Origin of the sequence: Erwinia sp. LJJL01 (assembly GCF_047300805.2) — a bacterium.
GTDB classification, from domain to species: Bacteria; Pseudomonadota; Gammaproteobacteria; order Enterobacterales; family Enterobacteriaceae; genus Erwinia; species Erwinia aphidicola.
In genome coordinates this window covers 2,950,108-2,966,800 of record NZ_CP178576.1, presented here as the reverse complement: position 1 = coordinate 2,966,800, position 16,693 = coordinate 2,950,108, and the positions used below count along the sequence as shown (strand labels likewise).

Sequence of the window (16,693 nt, the reverse complement as noted above, 5' to 3'; positions counted from 1 at the left end):
GCACTGGCGGCGTGAAAGATAACGAGGATTATTTGACCATCTCTTTTTCGATCAACAGCATCAGGATATGAATCACCTTAATGTGGATCTCCTGAATGCGGTCGGCATAGCCAAAGTGCGGTACGCGGATTTCTACGTCGGCCACGCCGTCCATTTTACCGCCATCTTTACCGGTCAGGGTGATCACTTTCATCCCCTGCGCACGCGCCGCTTCAACCGCTTTGATGATGTTGGCCGAGTTGCCGGAAGTGGAGATCCCCAGCAGTACATCCCCCGCGCGCCCTACCGCTTCAACATAGCGCGAGAAGACAAAATCGTAGCCAAAATCGTTGCTGACGCAGGAGAGGTGGCTGACATCTGAAATGGCGATCGCCGGGTAGCCCGGACGGTTTTCGCGGTAGCGGCCGGTCAGCTCTTCGGCGAAGTGCATCGCGTCACAGTGGGAACCGCCGTTACCGCAGGAGAGCACTTTCCCGCCCGCTTTGAATGAGTCAGCCAGTAAAACCGCCGCACGCTGAATCGACTCGATATTTGCATCTTCGCTTAGAAATTTATTCAGCGTGTCTGCCGCTTCGTTCAGCTCGGCGCGAATGAGGTCCTGGTACATAGGGGATGTCCTTTTTAGGAAAGAGTTACCGCCGGAGTTTATCAAGTTGCCCGTTAAGCGGGAAGCGATCTCCCCGACAGCCTGGGGGATTAACGCTTTGTGCCGCCGCTTTGTGAGCCAGGTTGTAATTATTATGTAAACAGATTGCGGCCGCAGTGATGATAATCTAAACATATAACCAACAGGTCGGACCTCTTACTACTTACGGAGCACACGTTATGATGGTTCTCAGCATTGTGGCGACGATCGTACTGATCGGCGCGCTATTTTATCACCGCGTCAACCTGCTGGCAGGTAGCGCTATCCTGCTGATATGGACCGCAGCTCTCGGTTTTTCCGGGCTGTGGAGCCTGTGGCTGCTGCTGCCACTGGCGCTTATCCTGCTGCCGTTCAATCTCCTGCCGATGCGCCGTGCGCTGTTTAGCAAACCGACGCTAAAAACCTTCCAGAAAGTGATGCCGCCAATGTCACGCACGGAGAAAGAAGCCATCGACGCCGGGACCACCTGGTGGGAAGGCGATCTGTTCCGCGGCGCGCCGGACTGGAAAAAACTGCATAACTATCCGCAACCTAAGCTGACGGCGGAAGAGCAGGCATTTATCGATGGCCCGGTGGAAGAAGCCTGCCGCATGGCGAATGATTTCCAGATCACTCACGAAATGGCCGACCTGCCGCCGGAGCTGTGGGCTTACCTGAAGCAGCACCGCTTCTTCGCGATGATCATCAAGAAAGAGTACGGCGGGCTGGAGTTCTCGGCTTACGCTCAGGCGCGGGTGCTGCAAAAGCTGGCCGGGGTTTCCGGTATCCTGGCGATTACCGTCGGCGTGCCAAACTCCCTTGGCCCAGGCGAGCTGCTGCAGCACTACGGCACCGAACAGCAGAAAGATCACTATCTGCCACGCCTGGCACGCGGTCAGGAGATCCCCTGCTTTGCCCTGACCAGCCCGGAAGCGGGTTCTGATGCCGGTGCTATCCCGGACGTTGGCGTAGTGTGCATGGGTGACTGGCAGGGTCAACAGGTGCTGGGTATGCGCCTGACCTGGAATAAACGCTATATCACCCTCGCGCCTATCGCCACCGTGCTCGGCCTGGCGTTTAAACTCTCGGATCCGGAGCGCCTGCTGGGGGATACGGTTGAACTGGGTATCACCTGTGCGCTGATCCCAACCCAGACGCCAGGCGTCGAAATTGGCCAGCGCCACTTCCCGCTTAACGTGCCGTTCCAGAACGGCCCGACGCGCGGTCAGGATATCTTTGTCCCCATCGATTTTATTATCGGCGGGCCGTCAATGGCGGGTCAGGGCTGGCGCATGCTGGTTGAGTGCCTGTCCGTCGGGCGCGGTATCACCCTGCCGTCGAACTCCACCGGCAGCCTGAAAAGCATTGCGATGGCGATTGGGGCTTACTCCCATATTCGCCGTCAGTTCCGCCTGCCGATTGGCAAGATGGAAGGGATTGAAGAGCCGCTGGCGCGCATTGCCGGTAATGCTTACGTGATGGATGCTGCTGCCTCATTGATCACCAGTGGGATTATGCTCGGCGAAAAACCGGCGGTGCTGTCGGCCATCGTGAAATATCACTGTACCCACCGCGGCCAGCGGGCAATCGTCGATGCGATGGATATTGCTGGCGGTAAAGGCATTATGCTCGGTAACAGCAACTTCCTCGCCCGCGCTTATCAGGGCGCACCGATTGCCATTACCGTGGAAGGCGCCAACATTCTGACCCGCAGCATGATTATCTTCGGCCAGGGGGCGATTCGCTGCCATCCTTACGTGCTGGACGAGATGGCTGCGGCGCAGAGCAACAACGTGGTGGCCTTTGATAAGGCGCTGTTCAGCCATATCGGCCACGTCGGCAGCAACAAAATGCGCAGCTTCTGGCTGGGCCTGACCGGCGGCCTGACCAGCGCCACGCCAACCCGTGACGCTACGCGCCGCTACTATCAGCATCTTAACCGCATCAGCGCCAACCTCGCCCTGCTGTCGGATGTGTCGATGTCGGTGCTGGGCGGTAGCCTGAAACGCCGCGAACGGATCTCGGCGCGCCTGGGCGATGTGCTGAGCCAGCTTTATCTGGCCTCTGCCGCGCTGAAACGCTATGAGGATGAGGGCCGTAACGAAGCCGATCTGCCGCTGCTGCACTGGGGCGTGCAGGATGCGCTGAATCAGGCAGAAGGGGCGATTGACGACCTGCTGCGTAACTTCCCTAACCGCCTGGTGGCCGGACTGATGCGCGTGGTGGTGTTCCCGACCGGGCGCCACTGCCGGGCGCCGTCGGACCGTCTCGATCACCAGCTGGCACGCATTCTGCAAATTCCTTCCGCCACCCGTAGCCGCCTCGGTCGCGGTCAGTATCTGACGCCGAGCGAGCATAATCCGGCAGGCCAGCTGGAAGAGGCGCTGCAGCATGTGATGGCGGCGGAAGTTATCCATGACCGCCTGTGTAAACAGCAGAAAAAACACCTCTCCTTTACCCGCCTTGATGCACTGGCGGCCGAAGGATTAGAGAAAGGATGGGTGACTCAGGAGGAGGCCGACGTGCTGATCCGCGCCGAAGCCAGCCGCCTGCGTTCGATTAACGTCGATGAGTTTGCTGCCGATGCGCTGGCAACCCAGCCGGTGAAAGAGGAGCAGCCGCAGCGAAAGATTGAAGCGGCGTAATTAAACGGGGCGACCATCTGGTCGCCCCGTCTATTTGCATTACCCGTTCTGGCGAATGCGCGCAATCAGCGCATCAATATCCGCCACGTGGTCAGCCAGCAGGATCAGGCTACGGCCCAGCGTGATCGCCTGACGCACGCACTCGACGCGCATCCCTTCATCGCTAATCTGCTTAATATCCGCCACCTGCGACATGCCGACGGTACGGCGGATCACTTCGGTGCCACAGTAGCCAATGGTGTCACGCCACACTTTATCGAGGAACGCCTGCGCATACCCCGGGACGGCCAGCGCGCGGTCACGGCTCTTCTCCGCCGCCAGCGCCAGGAAGCGCCCGGCAAAGCTCAGCCACACTTCACGCACGTCTTTCAGCCGATTTTCACGCGCAGCGGCCGCTTCACGCGGGGCCAGCAGGCCAGGGGCCGCGCAGTAGCTGATAAGCAGATTGCCCAGCGCGCTGCCGATATCAAAGCCCATCGGGCCGTAGAAGCCGAACTCGGCATCAATCACCTTGAGGCGCCCTTCTGCCACGAAGATCGAACCACTGTGCACATCCCCGTGCAGCAGCGCTTCGGCATGGCAGTAGAAGCGGTGCTTCAGCCCACCCACCGCCACGCGCAGCTCGGCATCATCACGCAGCGCCTGTGCCAGCGGCTCCAGCGCGCGCGGATAGGCGTTGCGCTCGTGCACTTCATACGGTTCGTTGAAGAACAGCTCTTCTGTGATGTCGCACAGCTCCGGGTTAGTGAAGCGCACCACGTCAGCTTTTTTCTGGTAAGGATGCTGGAAGAAATCGGAAGTGTGGAACAGCGTCTGCGCGAGGTATTCGCCCAGCTGCCCTGCCGCCTGCGGATACTCCACGCCTTTGACCAGCTCGCCGCGCCAGATGGCATGATCGGAGAGATCTTCCATCACCATCACCGCCAGCTCGGCATCGTAATGCAGAATATTCACCGTGTGCAGCGGGCAGAATTTGCCGTGTTCGATCAGCACTTCCGCTTCCAGCCGCGCGCGGTCAAGGGTTAAAGGCCAGGACTCGCCGACGCAGCGCACGTAAGGCAGCGCCTGCTTGACGATGACGCGGCTGATGCCATTCGTATCGAAAATCTTAAATACCAGATTAAGATTTCCATCGCCCACTTCCAGCGAATCAACCAGACTGTTGGGATTATCCACGCCGCCGAACTGGCGAGCATATTCCACGGCATCCGCTGCGGTGAACGTACGATATTGCGACATTGACCTGACCCTCAAAATAAGACACGTTTCGTTGTAATAAGCCGTTCAGACGTCTATACATCCGTTATGCATGTTGGCACAATATGACGCATTAAAGCAACCAGGATTTAACCATGCAGACACTCAGCACCACCAGCTTACAGGTTCGTGATAATCAGCTCTGGATCCTTGACCAGCAGGCTCTGCCGCAGCAAAAGATCTGGTGCCCAACGCCGGACGTTGCCACGCTGGTTGGCCATATCAAAGCGCTGCGCGTGCGCGGTGCGCCGCTGATTGGCCTGTCGGCCAGCCTGCTGCTGGCGCTGCTGGCGGAAAACGGCATGGCGCAGGCCGAGCTGGCAACCTCACTGGAGGTCCTGCGGGCTGCGCGCCCGACGGCGGTTAACCTGATGAACAATCTCGACCGCATGAAGCTGGCGCTGGCACAGCCTGATTTTGTCAGCGCGCTGAGTGCGGAGGCGCTTCGCCTGGTGGAAGAGGATAAAGCGCTGTGTGACAGCATTGCCCTCGCGGGTAGTGCGCTGATTACTCCCGGCAGCCGCCTGCTGACCCACTGCAACACCGGCGGCCTGGCGACAGCAGGCGTTGGCACCGCGCTGGGCGTGATTGCCCGCGGCTGGCAGCAGGGGCTGGTGAGCAGCGTCTGGGTGGATGAAACCCGCCCACTGCTGCAGGGTGGCCGCCTGACGGCGTGGGAACTGGGCGAGCTGGGCGTGCCCTATCATCTGATCTGCGATTCCATGGCGGCCAGCCTGATGGCGCAGAACAGAGTTGATGCCATCTGGGTTGGCGCGGACCGCATTGCCGCCAATGGGGACGTAGCGAACAAGATTGGCACCTACAGCCTCGCCGTGCTGGCCCACTATCACAACGTGCCGTTTTACGTCGCCGCACCGCACACCACGCTGGATCGCGAATGCCCGGACGGCTCTGCCATTCCTATTGAGCAGCGCGCCGCCAGTGAAGTGACCGGCGTGGCGGGCAGTTTTGGCGAGGTGCAGTGGGCGCCGGAAAATGCGCAGGTGTATAACCCGGCGTTTGATGTGACGCCAGCGTCATTGATCAGCGGTTGGGTGCTGGATACCGGGGTGGTAACACCAGAAGATGTGAAAGCGGGCGTGTTTCAGCCACGCGGTTGAATGACGGCATGGGTCGACCGGAAAAAAGGTCTCCATTGCAATACTGCAAATCATCAACTCGGGTCGACCGGAAAAAAGGTCGACCCCTACGGTTTTGTAGGGGCGGACCCTCTTTTTCGGTCCGCCCGCAGCAGTTACGGGGCAGCCCGCATCAACCACCCGTATTAAGGTAAGCGCGGATAGGCATCTGCAATATTGTCACCGGTGAACTTCGCGATCCAACCTTCCTGATTATCAAAAATTCGGATCGCGGTAAAGTTCGGCGACGATCCCATATCAAACCAGTGCGGCGTGCCTGCGGGAACCGAGATCAGATCGTTCTTCTCGCACAGGATCTGGTAGATATGCCCGTCGAGATGCAGGCAGAACAGCCCCGCGCCCTCGACAAAAAAACGCACTTCATCTTCACCGTGAGTGTGCTCAGAGAGAAACTTGCTGCGCAGCACCTCTTTCTGCGGATTATCCGCGCGCATGCTGATCACATCCCAGCTCTGATAGCCCTTCTCTGCCACCAGCCGATCGATCGCGTGCTGATACGCCTCGATCACCGTATCGGCATCCGGGTTTTCACCCAGATCGCGGTCGGCTTCCCAGCGCTCAAAGCGTACTTCTTTGGCATTGAGCTTTTGCGCAATCTCTGCCGCCTCGGTGCTGTGCCAGACCGGGGTGGTGGCTTCGGTTTCGGTAAAAATAGTCAGTGCGCTCATGAGTTTTACAGTTCCTGGTTAATCTGATCAAAACCGGCGACCTGACGATGACGGCTCTCGCTGTCATGTGCGCCGCGTATTAACTGCACGGTATTCCAGCCCGCTTCCTGTGCGGCATCCAGCTCCTGATGAATATCGGATAAAAACAGCAATTCCTGCGGCGGCAGCCCGATCTGGCTGGCGATATTGCGGTACGACTGCACCTCGCGCTTGGCGCCGACGTGGGTATCAAAATAGCCGCTGAACAGTCCAGTGATATCACCCGCGTCGCTGTAGCCAAATAACAATTTCTGCGCTGCTACGGATCCGGATGAATAAACATACAGCGCGATACCCTGCTGCTGCCAGCGTTTTAAGGCGGGCAATACATCGTCATACAGATGGCCGGTAAAGCTGCCGTTCTCATAGCCGGCACGCCAGATCATGCCCTGCAATGCTTTCAGCGCGGTGGATTTACGATCCTGATCCATAAAACCGAACAGCACCTCCACCAGCTCTTCGCTGCTGGCCTGCGGCCGATCCACTTCGGCTCGCAGATCGTCAAGCGCCTGCGCCACGGCTGGCTGATGCTGGTTGGCGGCGATAAAGCCGGGCAGGTTTTCACGCGCGAAGGGGAATAACACGTTGTGCACAAAGCGAATATCGCTGGTGGTGCCTTCAATATCGGTGATGATGGCGCGGATCATGTTCTCTCCAGTACGCGGCGTTGTAATTCACACTGGAACAAAAACTCCAGCCCTTCAAGATGTCGACGCGCTTCATTCACGTCTTTGCCCCAGCAGGTCAGCCCGTGGCCGCGCAGCAGGAAGCCGTAGCGCAGCGGCGTGGTGGCGGCGAACTGCTCAATGCGCTGCGCCAGCCCGTCGATATCCTGATCGTTGTCGAACAGGGCAATCGGCACGCAGTCGAGGTGCGAACTCTGCCCGGCGAGGGTTTTCTGCATCTCGTAGCCCTGCAGCGCCAGCGCCGCGCCTTTCTCCACGCGCGACAGCACGGTGGAGTTCACCGTATGCGTATGCAGCACCGCGCCTGCCTGCGGGAACAGGCGATAGATTAAGGTATGCAGCCCGGTTTCCGCCGAGGGTTTGCGCCCGGACGGTACGTGATTAGTGGCGATCTCTACCTGGATAAAGTCGTCACGCGTCAGGCTGCCTTTGTCTTTGCCCGACTCACTCAGCAGGCAGTGCTGCGCATCCTGGCGCACAGACATATTGCCCCCGGTGGCGGGCGCCCAGCCGCGCGCGCCAATCCAGTGACAGGCAGCAACTAATTGATCTAACTGAGAGCTTTGCGTCATCTCTTTCCTTAGTGTGAAAGATGATAAGGATGGTTATAGACGTCTAAGCGTCTTGATTGCCAAATACTATCACCGTGTTATATTCGGAGTCCAACATCATAAAACCGCACTGTAAGGGTTGAGATCCATGAGCCAGACGTCGTTCACCCCAGAGAGCAAGCTGCCCGCGCTGGGCACCACTATATTCACGCAGATGAGCGCGCTGGCGCAGCAGCACAACGCCATTAATCTGTCGCAGGGATTCCCCGATTTTGACGGCCCGCAATATCTGCAGCAGCGCCTGGCCCACCACGTCAGCCAGGGGGCGAACCAGTATGCGCCAATGACTGGCGTTGCCCCGCTGCGCGAGGCGATTGCGAAAAAAACCGCCGAGCTGTACGGCTACCAGCCGGACGCCAATAGCGAAATTACCGTCACCTCCGGCGCGACCGAAGCTCTGTTTGCTGCCATCACCGCGCTGGTGCGCCCGGGCGATGAAGTGATCTGTTTTGACCCTAGCTACGACAGTTATGCCCCGGCAGTGACGCTGGCAGGCGGCGTAATGAAGCGCATTGCGCTGCAGCCGCCGGGCTTTCGCGTTGACTGGGCGCAGTTCACGGCCCTGCTGTCGGATAAAACCCGGCTGGTGATCCTCAACACGCCGCACAACCCGTCGGCCACCGTCTGGCAGCGAGCGGATTTTGCCGCGCTGTGGCAGGCTATTGCGCAGCGGGAAATCTACGTGCTGAGCGATGAAGTGTACGAGCATATCTGTTTTGATCAGCACGGCCATGCCAGCGTGCTGGCGCATCCGCAGCTGCGCGCGCGGGCGATTGCGGTCTCCTCATTTGGCAAAACCTTCCATATGACCGGCTGGAAAGTCGGCTACTGCGTGGCTCCGGCGGCGTTAAGTGCGGAAGTGCGCAAGGTGCATCAGTATCTGACCTTTTCGGTGAACACCCCGGCACAGCTGGCGATTGCCGATATGCTGGAGCAGGAGCCGCAGCACTACCGCGAGCTGTCGGCATTCTACCGCGCGCGTCGCGATCGCTTCGTGCAGGCGCTGGCGACCAGCCGCTTTGAGATCCTGCCGTGCGAGGGCACCTACTTCCTGCTGGCAGACTACAGCGCTATCTCCGATCTCGACGATGTGGCATTCTGCCAGTGGCTGACAAAAGAAGTGGGCGTCGCGGCAATTCCCCTGTCGGTATTCTGCGCCGACGCCTTCCCCCATAAACTGATCCGCCTGTGCTTCGCTAAACAGGAAGCCACGCTGGATGCTGCTGCGGAGCGCCTGTGTCAACTTTGAAAATTACCGTACTTCAGCAACCGCTGGAGTGGATGGACGGCGCAGCCAACCTGCGCTTTTTCGACGAACTGCTGGCCGGAATCGACGGCCGTGACCTGATTATCCTGCCGGAGATGTTTACCACCGGTTTTGCGATGGAGGCGGCGAAAAGCTCGCTGCCGGAAGCGCAGGTGGTGAGCTGGCTGCAGGCCAAAGCCAAAGCGGCCCACGCGATGGTGGCGGGCAGCGCCGCACTGCAGACGGAAAAAGGCGCGGTTAACCGCTTTTTACTGGTCGAGCCAAACGGTACGGTGCATCACTACGACAAGCGTCATCTGTTCCGCATGGCGGGCGAGCACCAGCACTACCTGGCGGGCGAGCGGCGTGAAGTTATCGAGTGGCGCGGCTGGCGCATTCTGCCACAGGTGTGTTACGACCTGCGCTTCCCGGTCTTCTCGCGTAATCAGAACGATTATGACCTGGCGCTCTACGTCGCTAACTGGCCGGCACCGCGCGCGCTGCACTGGCAGGCGCTGTTGCAGGCGCGGGCGATTGAGAATCAGGCGTATGTTGCCGGCTGTAACCGCGTCGGCACGGACGGCAACGGTCATCAGTACAGCGGGGACAGCCGGATTATCAGCCCGCTGGGTGAGATACTCGCTGCCGGTGAACCGCATCAGCCAGCGCGGCTCGATGCCGATCTGTCGCTGGAGAAGGTGCGCGAATACCGTGAGACGTTCCCGGCATGGCGCGATGCGGACAGCTTTAGTTTCTAGTTCAGGTTTTATAGGGGACGACCGTTTTTTCCGGTCGTTCCAGTACCACCCGGTTAAACAGCAGGTTCAATGTGACCGATACCAGGCATGCGGCGCTGATGCCTGAATGGAAAAGGGTACGTACCCAGCCGGGGAACTGGTCGTAGAACGACGGCATCACAATCGGGATCATGCCAAAGGCAATCGAGGTGGCAACAATCACCAGGTTCATATTGTCCTTGTAGTCCACCTTCGCCAGCGTACGAATCCCGCTGGCCGCCACGGTACCAAACAGCACCACGCCTGCCCCACCCAGCACCGGCAGCGGTATCGCCGCCACCACCCTACCCAGCAGCGGAAAGAAGCCGAGCAGCACCAGGATCACCCCGCCCGCCGCAACGACAAAGCGACTTTTCACCCCGGTCATTGCCACCAGCCCGATATTTTGCGCAAAGGCACTCTGCGGGAAGGAGTTGAACAGCGGTGCCAGCGCGCTGGTCAGCATATCGGCACGCAGGCCGCGAGCGATGCGCTTGCCGTCCACATCCGTGCCGACAATCTCGCCAATGGCGATCAGCCCCGCCGTGGTTTCCGTTAGCAGCACCAGCACAATCAGCGTCATCGACACTATCGCCGCCAGGTCAAACACCGGCATGCCGAAGCTGAGTATTCCCGGCAGCGCCAGCCAGTCGCCCTGCGCCACCCGACTGAAATCGGCCTGGCCGGTAAACAGCGCAATGCCGGTGCCTGCCGCCATGGCCAGCAGCACCGCCAGCCGTTTAACCGCCGCATTGCCGACGCGGTTAAGCAGCAGCACCATGACCAGCGTCACCGCCGCCAGCCCGATATTGTTGGTCGAACCCCAGCCTGCGCTCTGCGGATTTCCGCCCATCGCCCAGCGGGCCGCCACCGGCATCAGCGACAGGCCGATCGCCGTAATGACGGTCCCGGTCACCACCGGGGGGAAGAAGCGGATGATGTGAGCAAACAGCGGGGCGATGAGCAGGCCGATCAGCGAGGAGGCGATCACCGCGCCAAACACCACCGGCAGCCCACCGCCACCGGTCACCAGCGTCACCATCGTCGCCACACCGGCAAAGGAGACCCCCTGTACCAGCGGCAGGCGCGAACCGAAGCCCGGCACGCCCAGCGCCTGCAGCAGCGTGGCGCAGCCGCTGACGAACAGTGCAGCCGTCACCAGCACGCCCAGCTGTGCGGCGTTCAGCCCGGCAGCGGCGCCGATAATCAGCGGCGGCGCAATAATGCCGCCGTACATGGTGAGAACATGTTGTAAACCCCAGGCAAAAGCCTTGCCTGCCGGATAACGCGTATCTTCTGGCCTGACGCTCATAATAGTGCCTTTTGTATTTGCTGTAAGACGGGTCAGGCATGCCTGCCCCCTACGAAAAACACGTCCTGACAGACGTTGTAGGGGCGATGGCTTGCCTCGCCCGGGATTTAACTACCGCGGTAGGTGGACCACGACCACGGGGTGATCACAAAGGGTAAGTGGTAATGGCTGCCGGTGGCGGCAATCACGAAATTGATCTGCGCATTGACGTACAGGGTTTCACGCCCGCCGGCGGCAAAATAGTCACCAATCTCTGCCGTCAGGCGGTAGTGGCCCGGCGCCAGCGGCTGCGGAGTCAGGTCGCTGAGGCGGCCATCACCATTGGTGACGCCACTGGCCAGCGGCTGCCAGCCTTCGCTGCCCTGCTGTTCAAGGGCGATGGTCACCCCTGCCGCCGGTTTGCCCAGCGCGGTATCCAGGATATGTGTGGTAATGGTGCTCACTGAAACGCCTCCTGCAGTCGTAAAAGGGTAATTTCACTCAGCTGGGCAAGGGCTTCGCGCTCCTCCTGCTCTGCATTGTTGTTCAGGCGGCGCTGCAGCTCGGCGAGGATCTGCTCACCGCTGCGCCCTTTGGCACGGATCAGGAACACCCGGCCAAAGCGCTGTTCATAGGCCGCATTCCCCGCGCGTAATGCCTCTGCCAGCCGGGCATCCGCGCTGTTGACCTGGCTCTGCTCGCTGCCGGACATCGCGGCTTCTTTCCCGCCGCCTGCCGCACGCTCGCCGATGCGCGGGTGCGCTGAGAGCGCCTGATTGAGTGCGGCGCCATCCCACTCCTGCGCCAGCAGCTCGCCCCCGGCCAGCAGCTCATCAAGCGACGAGTACGGCCGCCCATTCACCAGCGCGGCGGACCAGTCTGGCAGCGCCACGCAGTGTGCAATACTGTGCCGGGCAGCGGCGGCGCTGGCCTGGTTGAACTCTGTTAACTTCATCATTCGCCTCCGTTATGGCGGTCGCGGCACGCCTCGACCCTACGCTGACTGGCTACAGGCCAGCGCATTCACCGCCTGTACATAGGCCTGCACCGCCTGCGCCACATCTTGCGTGGTCACCGACTCTGCCGGATGATGACTGATGCCACGGTCGCAGCGCACAAAGAGCATGCCCACCGGCCAGCGCTCGGCGATGGCGATGGCATCGTGACCTGCACCGCTCGGCAGTGACAGGCTGCGCCCCTGCACGCTGTTGACCGCCTGGGTTAACGCGGCCTGCAAAGCATCATCACAGCGCGTTGCCGGGATCTGGTAATACTCTTCGGCACTGAAGCTCAGGCCACGGCGCAGGGCAATGGCTTCACCCTGGGTAAGCAGCTCGGAGAGCAGCTCACTCAGCGCCTGGTCTTCCGGGCCGCGCACATCAAGCGTCAGCGCCACCTCACCGGGAATGACGTTCACCGCCCCCGGATGGCACTGCAGTGTGCCGACCGTCGCCACCAGCTGCGGGTTGTGCTGCGGCGGGCACTGTTCGATAAACACCATCCATTCGGCTGCAGCGGCCAGCGCATCTTTGCGATGGCTCATCGGCACCGTCCCGGCGTGCCCGGCTTCGCCGGTAAAGCGGCAGTTAAGGCGGCGTGCGCCGTTAATCGCCGTCACCACCCCCAGCGCCAGCTGCTCTTGCTCAAGACATGGCCCCTGCTCGATATGCAGTTCGAGATAGGCGACGAAATCTTCCGCGTCGCGCGCGGCCTGCCAGATGCGATCGGGATTGAGGCCGATATCGCGCATCGCCTGGCCGACGGTAATGCTGTTACCGTCCGGATGCGTAACCCAGCTTTCCGGCCAGGTCCCGGTCAGGCCACGGCTGCCGAGCAGGGTGATGCCGAAGCGCGTGCCCTCTTCGTCGGCGAAGCCGATAATCTCAATGGCTAACGGCAGGCGCTCACCGCGATCGTGCAGATACTGCACGGTCTCAATCGCCGTCAGCACGCCGAGCATGCCGTCGTAGCGCCCGGCATTGCGCACGGTATCCAGGTGTGAGCCGAGCAGCAGCGCTTTAGCGCCCGTCTCCTGCCCTTCATAGCGGCCGCAGATATTGCCGACGCTGTCCTGCCACACCTGCATGCCCGCTGCCTTCATCCACTTGCCGACCAGCGCGTTGGCGCGCAGATGCTCCGGCGACAGATAGACGCGGGTGAGGTATTCCGGGGTTTCACTGATTTCAGCCAGCGCATCGCAGCGGGACATAACGCGCTCGGCGGCAATCGCTGCCGCCGGGGCATTCATCAGGCAGGCGTTCATTAGCGGCTCCCGCTGTAGTGATCCCAGGCGGCCTGCATGGCAGCGCCCTGGGGAGTACGGAAACCAAGGTGGGTCAGCACCGATTCCAGCGCGCTCAGGGTCTGCATCACGCAGTCTTTACGGGCGTTATAGCCCATGGTGCCGATGCGCCACACTTTGCCAATCAGCGGGCCAAATGAGGTGCCGATCTCAATACCGAAATCTTCCAGCATCAGCTTGCGCACCTGGTCGCCGTTGACGCCCTGCGGGATCATCACGCCGAGCACATTATTCATCTTGTGCTGCAGGTTGCCGAAGGTTTCCAGCCCCATGCCCTGAATACCTTTTAACAGCGCGTCACCGTGCAGCTTGTGGCGGGCGATGCCGTTATCCAGCCCCTCTTCGAGGATCAGGCGGGCGCACTCGCGCGCGCCAAACAGCGCAGAAGTGGCTTCGGTGTGATGGTTCAGGCGCTCCGGCCCCCAGTAATCCATGATCATGCCGAGATCGAAATAGTTGGAGTAGATCATCTCGTCAACGCCGTCCTGATGGGCGTCGGTGCGGATCCCCTCTTCCACGCATTTGCGCTTGCGGATCGCTTCTTCCATCGCCGGGCTAAGGGTAATGGGCGAGGTGCCGGACGGCCCGCAAAGGCATTTCTGCATCCCGGCAGAGACGGCATCCAGCCCCCAGGCATCGGTTTCCAGCGCGTTACCGGCCAGCGAGGCGGTGGCATCGGTGTAGAACAGCACGCCATATTTTTTACAGATGGCGCCCAACTCTTCCAGCGGCTGCAGCATGGTGGTGGAGGTATCGCCCTGGACCGTCAGCAGCAGGCGCGGCTGCACTTTTTTGATCGCATCTTCAATCTGGTCCGGGGTGAACACTTCGCCCCACGGCACTTCAATGGTGTGCACTTCCGCACGGCAGCGGCGGGCGATCTCACACAGCAGGTGGCCAAAGCGGCCAAACACCGGCACCAGCACCTTATCGCCAGGGCGGATCGCCGACAGCAGGATTGCTTCAATCCCGGCGCGCGAGGTACCGTCGATCAGCATCGTCCAGCGGTTTTCGCTGCGGAACACGCCACGGTACAGCGCCATCACTTCGTTCATATACTGCGTCATCGCCGGATCGTACTGGCCCAGCAGCTGGCTGGACATGGCGCGCAGCACGCGCGGGTCGGCGTTAATCGGTCCCGGCCCCATCAGCAGGCGCTGCGGCGGGTTGATCTGGCTAAATTTAGATAAATCCATCATCGATTCCTATATGTAGATAACGCTTTGGGCGTTACTGGTGCAGGCAGTTTGCACACGGACAGCGCGCAAGAACCGGAGCGTACACGTAGTACGTGAGGATTCTGAGCACTGCCCAGGTGCAAAATGGCAAACAAAGTAGCCTAAAGACCGCGCACCGAGGAGATAAATTGTTTAAGTTCATTAGTTTGCGGGTTGGAGAACACCGTTTTGCTGTCGCCCTGCTCCCAGACGCGCCCCTGGTGCATAAACACCACGCGGTCACCCACTTCACGGGCAAAGTTCATTTCGTGCGTCACCAGAATCAGCGTCATGCCCTCTTGTGCCAGCTGCTCCAGCACTTTCAGCACCTCACCCACCAGCTCCGGGTCGAGCGCCGAGGTGATTTCATCACATAACAGCACTTTCGGCGACATCGCCAGCGCGCGGGCAATCGCCACGCGCTGCTGCTGGCCGCCGGAAAGGTTGGCCGGGTAGTAATCGACACGGTCAGCGAGGCCGACTTTTTCCAGCATCTGGGTAGCCAGCAGGCGGCACTCGGCTTCGCTTTTTTTCAGTACCCGGCGCGGCGCCAGCATCACGTTTTCCAGCGCGGTCATATGCGGGAACAGATTGAAGTTCTGGAACACCATGCCGATTGAGCGGCTGATGTCACGCGCCTGGGAATCGCGGTCGGTGATGGTCATGCCGCCGAGTTTGATGCTGCCTTCCTGATAGCCTTCCAGACCGTTGACGCAGCGCAGCAGGGTACTTTTCCCCGAGCCGCTGCGGCCGATAATCGAGATCACTTCACCCATTTCGATGTCGAGATCCACGCCTTTCAGTACGTGGTTGTCGCCATAATATTTTTGCACCTGATTAATGGTGATGAGCGGCATTGAATTTCTTCTCCAGATACTGGCTGTAGCGCGACAGCGGATAACACATCAGGAAGTAGCCCAGCGCTACCAGCCCGAAGACTTTAAACGGTTGATAGGTGACGTTATTCAGAATGGTGCCCGCCTTGGTCAGTTCGATAAAGCCGATTATCGAAGCCAGCGCGGTGCCTTTCACCACCTGCACGGCAAAGCCCACGGTCGGGGCCAGCCCGATGCGCAGCGCCTGCGGCAGCACCACGCGCAGCAGCGTCTGACCGAAGCTTAACCCCAGGCAGCGGCTGGCTTCCCACTGCCCCTTTGGCAGCGCTTTGATGCTGCCGTGCCAGATATCCACCAAAAAGGCGCTGGTGTAAAAGGTCAGGGCCAGCGAGGCGGCGGTCCACGGCGACACATCGATGCCGAACAGCGCCACGCCGAAAAAGGCGAGGAACAGCTGCATCAGCAGCGGCGTGCCCTGGAACAGCTCAATATAGCCACGGATGAAACGGTTAGGCCAGACGCGCCCGCCGAGGCGCACCAGCACCAGCGGCAGCGCCACCAGCGTGCCGCCGAAAAAGGCGGTTAATGACAGCGCGATAGTCCAGCGCGCCGCCAGCAGCAGGTTGCGCAGAATGTCCCAGTCGGTAAAGGTGTTCATTTATGGCTGCTCCCCAAACCATTTCCGTCCCGCTGCCAGCAGCAGCTGACGCATGGCAATCGACAGCGCCAGATACATCAGCGTGGTCACCAGGTAGACTTCAAAACTCAAAAAGGTGCGCGACTGGATCAGGTTGGCGGCGAAGGTCAGCTCTTCATAAGAGACCTGCGACACCACCGACGAACCGAGCATCACGATAATGCACTGACTAACCAGCGCCGGATAAATGCGTTTCAACGACGGCGGCAGCACGATGCGGATAAAGGTCTGCGTGCGGCTCAGGCCAAGCACGCGCCCCGCTTCCCACTGGCCTTTCGGCGTCACCTGAATGCCGGCGCGGATAATTTCCGTACTGTAAGCGCCAAGGTTAATCAGCATCGCCAGCAGTGCGGCTTCGCCCGCCGTCAGTTTCAGGCCGAGATTGGGCAAGCCAAACACGATAAAAAATAGCTGCACCACAAACGGCGTGTTGCGGATCAGCTCAACGTAGACACCCCAAATGCGGTTGAGCACCGTCGGTTTGCCGCTGCGCAGCGCAGCGCCAAAGATCCCCAGCGTCACGCCGCCTACCGTTGCCATTACCGTAAGCTGGATAGTCACCCACAGGCCGGAAATCAGTTCCGGCCAGTAGGGCCACAGTGCAGGAAAATTCAGTTGCCCCATCATCAGTCTGCCC

17 protein-coding genes are annotated in these 16,693 nt (G+C 60.3%); 4 read left to right on the top strand and 13 right to left on the bottom strand.

Going from position 1 to position 16,693, the window contains the following annotated elements; genetic code table 11:
* Window positions 1-28: 28 nt before the first annotated feature.
* Entirely contained in the window at window positions 29-607 is a 579-nt protein-coding gene (gene lpcA / locus ACLI4M_RS14635) for a D-sedoheptulose 7-phosphate isomerase (RefSeq protein ID WP_048917046.1), read from the bottom strand.
* 218 nt (window positions 608-825) lie between these two features.
* Between lpcA and fadE the strand changes: the two genes are divergently transcribed.
* Window positions 826-3,270, top strand: a complete 2,445-nt coding sequence (fadE, locus tag ACLI4M_RS14630; RefSeq protein ID WP_133624346.1) for an acyl-CoA dehydrogenase FadE — start codon at window positions 826-828, stop codon at window positions 3,268-3,270.
* Between the two features lie 39 nt (window positions 3,271-3,309).
* Here the strand turns inward: fadE and mtnK are convergent, their stop codons facing one another.
* Window positions 3,310-4,509: an S-methyl-5-thioribose kinase gene (gene mtnK / locus ACLI4M_RS14625; RefSeq protein ID WP_133624347.1), complete on the bottom strand. Its 1,200-nt coding sequence runs from the start codon at window positions 4,507-4,509 to the stop codon at window positions 3,310-3,312.
* Window positions 4,510-4,622: 113 nt separating this feature from the next.
* Between mtnK and mtnA the strand changes: the two genes are divergently transcribed.
* On the top strand, window positions 4,623-5,648 hold the full coding sequence (gene mtnA, locus ACLI4M_RS14620; RefSeq protein WP_099753617.1) for an S-methyl-5-thioribose-1-phosphate isomerase: 1,026 nt from the start codon (window positions 4,623-4,625) through the stop codon (window positions 5,646-5,648).
* Window positions 5,649-5,812: 164 nt separating this feature from the next.
* Here mtnA and ACLI4M_RS14615 read toward each other — a convergent pair whose 3' ends face one another.
* From ACLI4M_RS14615 to ACLI4M_RS14605, 3 genes are read right to left on the bottom strand one after another with little or no spacing between them, the layout of a single operon-like run.
* On the bottom strand, window positions 5,813-6,355 hold the full coding sequence (locus ACLI4M_RS14615) for a 1,2-dihydroxy-3-keto-5-methylthiopentene dioxygenase (RefSeq protein WP_133624348.1): 543 nt from the start codon (window positions 6,353-6,355) through the stop codon (window positions 5,813-5,815).
* A 5-nt stretch (window positions 6,356-6,360) separates the two neighbouring features.
* Window positions 6,361-7,041: an acireductone synthase gene (gene mtnC / locus ACLI4M_RS14610; protein WP_133624350.1), complete on the bottom strand. Its 681-nt coding sequence runs from the start codon at window positions 7,039-7,041 to the stop codon at window positions 6,361-6,363.
* Complete coding sequence (locus ACLI4M_RS14605) at window positions 7,038-7,652, bottom strand: methylthioribulose 1-phosphate dehydratase (protein ID WP_133624352.1); 615 nt, start codon at window positions 7,650-7,652, stop codon at window positions 7,038-7,040. The genes mtnC and ACLI4M_RS14605 overlap by 4 nt, the downstream gene beginning before the upstream one ends.
* Window positions 7,653-7,779: 127 nt before the next feature.
* Here ACLI4M_RS14605 and ACLI4M_RS14600 point away from each other — a divergent pair, with 127 nt between their 5' ends.
* Window positions 7,780-8,940: a pyridoxal phosphate-dependent aminotransferase gene (locus ACLI4M_RS14600; protein ID WP_133624354.1), complete on the top strand. Its 1,161-nt coding sequence runs from the start codon at window positions 7,780-7,782 to the stop codon at window positions 8,938-8,940.
* Window positions 8,928-9,695, top strand: coding sequence for an amidohydrolase (locus tag ACLI4M_RS14595; RefSeq protein WP_133624356.1), 768 nt, complete (start codon window positions 8,928-8,930; stop codon window positions 9,693-9,695). The genes ACLI4M_RS14600 and ACLI4M_RS14595 overlap by 13 nt, the downstream gene beginning before the upstream one ends.
* 1 nt (window position 9,696) lies before the next feature.
* On the opposite strand, the gene ACLI4M_RS14590 is transcribed toward ACLI4M_RS14595, so the two are convergent.
* The 8 genes from ACLI4M_RS14590 to ACLI4M_RS14555 all read right to left on the bottom strand — a co-directional run bounded on the left by ACLI4M_RS14590 (window position 9,697) and on the right by ACLI4M_RS14555 (window position 16,683).
* A complete protein-coding gene (locus ACLI4M_RS14590; RefSeq protein WP_133624358.1) occupies window positions 9,697-11,025 on the bottom strand; it encodes a nucleobase:cation symporter-2 family protein in 1,329 nt (442 codons plus the stop codon).
* Between the two features lie 107 nt (window positions 11,026-11,132).
* The gene (uraH, locus tag ACLI4M_RS14585) at window positions 11,133-11,468 is read right to left on the bottom strand and encodes a hydroxyisourate hydrolase (RefSeq protein ID WP_048917056.1); all 336 of its coding nucleotides are present in this window, start codon (window positions 11,466-11,468) and stop codon (window positions 11,133-11,135) included.
* The gene (uraD, locus tag ACLI4M_RS14580) at window positions 11,465-11,959 is read right to left on the bottom strand and encodes a 2-oxo-4-hydroxy-4-carboxy-5-ureidoimidazoline decarboxylase (RefSeq protein WP_133625113.1); all 495 of its coding nucleotides are present in this window, start codon (window positions 11,957-11,959) and stop codon (window positions 11,465-11,467) included. Before uraD ends, uraH begins: the two co-directional genes overlap by 4 nt.
* A gap of 39 nt (window positions 11,960-11,998) precedes the next feature.
* Window positions 11,999-13,267: an allantoate amidohydrolase gene (hpxK, locus tag ACLI4M_RS14575; protein ID WP_133624360.1), complete on the bottom strand. Its 1,269-nt coding sequence runs from the start codon at window positions 13,265-13,267 to the stop codon at window positions 11,999-12,001.
* The gene (locus ACLI4M_RS14570; RefSeq protein WP_133625114.1) at window positions 13,267-14,502 is read right to left on the bottom strand and encodes a pyridoxal-phosphate-dependent aminotransferase family protein; all 1,236 of its coding nucleotides are present in this window, start codon (window positions 14,500-14,502) and stop codon (window positions 13,267-13,269) included. The genes hpxK and ACLI4M_RS14570 overlap by 1 nt, the downstream gene beginning before the upstream one ends.
* Before the next feature lie 143 nt (window positions 14,503-14,645).
* Window positions 14,646-15,380 carry an amino acid ABC transporter ATP-binding protein gene (locus ACLI4M_RS14565; protein WP_133624362.1) on the bottom strand — a complete coding sequence of 245 codons (735 nt, stop codon included), beginning with the start codon at window positions 15,378-15,380 and terminating at the stop codon, window positions 14,646-14,648.
* Window positions 15,361-16,017, bottom strand: coding sequence for an amino acid ABC transporter permease (locus tag ACLI4M_RS14560; RefSeq protein ID WP_048917061.1), 657 nt, complete (start codon window positions 16,015-16,017; stop codon window positions 15,361-15,363). Before ACLI4M_RS14560 ends, ACLI4M_RS14565 begins: the two co-directional genes overlap by 20 nt.
* Window positions 16,018-16,683: an amino acid ABC transporter permease gene (locus ACLI4M_RS14555; protein ID WP_133624364.1), complete on the bottom strand. Its 666-nt coding sequence runs from the start codon at window positions 16,681-16,683 to the stop codon at window positions 16,018-16,020.
* Window positions 16,684-16,693 lie beyond the last annotated feature (10 nt).

What these genes read in the sequence shown, in the direction of transcription:
- ACLI4M_RS14565 (WP_133624362.1), bottom strand. Translation starts at nt 15,380, where the DNA reads ATGCCGCTCATCACCATTAATCAGGTGCAAAAATATTATGGCGACAAC.
- ACLI4M_RS14590 (WP_133624358.1), bottom strand. Translation starts at nt 11,025, where the DNA reads ATGAGCGTCAGGCCAGAAGATACGCGTTATCCGGCAGGCAAGGCTTTT.
- uraD (WP_133625113.1), bottom strand. Translation starts at nt 11,959, where the DNA reads ATGAAGTTAACAGAGTTCAACCAGGCCAGCGCCGCCGCTGCCCGGCAC.
- fadE (WP_133624346.1), top strand. Translation starts at nt 826, where the DNA reads ATGATGGTTCTCAGCATTGTGGCGACGATCGTACTGATCGGCGCGCTA.
- ACLI4M_RS14605 (WP_133624352.1), bottom strand. Translation starts at nt 7,652, where the DNA reads ATGACGCAAAGCTCTCAGTTAGATCAATTAGTTGCTGCCTGTCACTGG.
- mtnK (WP_133624347.1), bottom strand. Translation starts at nt 4,509, where the DNA reads ATGTCGCAATATCGTACGTTCACCGCAGCGGATGCCGTGGAATATGCT.
- hpxK (WP_133624360.1), bottom strand. Translation starts at nt 13,267, where the DNA reads ATGAACGCCTGCCTGATGAATGCCCCGGCGGCAGCGATTGCCGCCGAG.
- ACLI4M_RS14615 (WP_133624348.1), bottom strand. Translation starts at nt 6,355, where the DNA reads ATGAGCGCACTGACTATTTTTACCGAAACCGAAGCCACCACCCCGGTC.
- lpcA (WP_048917046.1), bottom strand. Translation starts at nt 607, where the DNA reads ATGTACCAGGACCTCATTCGCGCCGAGCTGAACGAAGCGGCAGACACG.
- ACLI4M_RS14600 (WP_133624354.1), top strand. Translation starts at nt 7,780, where the DNA reads ATGAGCCAGACGTCGTTCACCCCAGAGAGCAAGCTGCCCGCGCTGGGC.
- ACLI4M_RS14555 (WP_133624364.1), bottom strand. Translation starts at nt 16,683, where the DNA reads ATGATGGGGCAACTGAATTTTCCTGCACTGTGGCCCTACTGGCCGGAA.
- ACLI4M_RS14560 (WP_048917061.1), bottom strand. Translation starts at nt 16,017, where the DNA reads ATGAACACCTTTACCGACTGGGACATTCTGCGCAACCTGCTGCTGGCG.
- mtnA (WP_099753617.1), top strand. Translation starts at nt 4,623, where the DNA reads ATGCAGACACTCAGCACCACCAGCTTACAGGTTCGTGATAATCAGCTC.
- mtnC (WP_133624350.1), bottom strand. Translation starts at nt 7,041, where the DNA reads ATGATCCGCGCCATCATCACCGATATTGAAGGCACCACCAGCGATATT.
- ACLI4M_RS14570 (WP_133625114.1), bottom strand. Translation starts at nt 14,502, where the DNA reads ATGGATTTATCTAAATTTAGCCAGATCAACCCGCCGCAGCGCCTGCTG.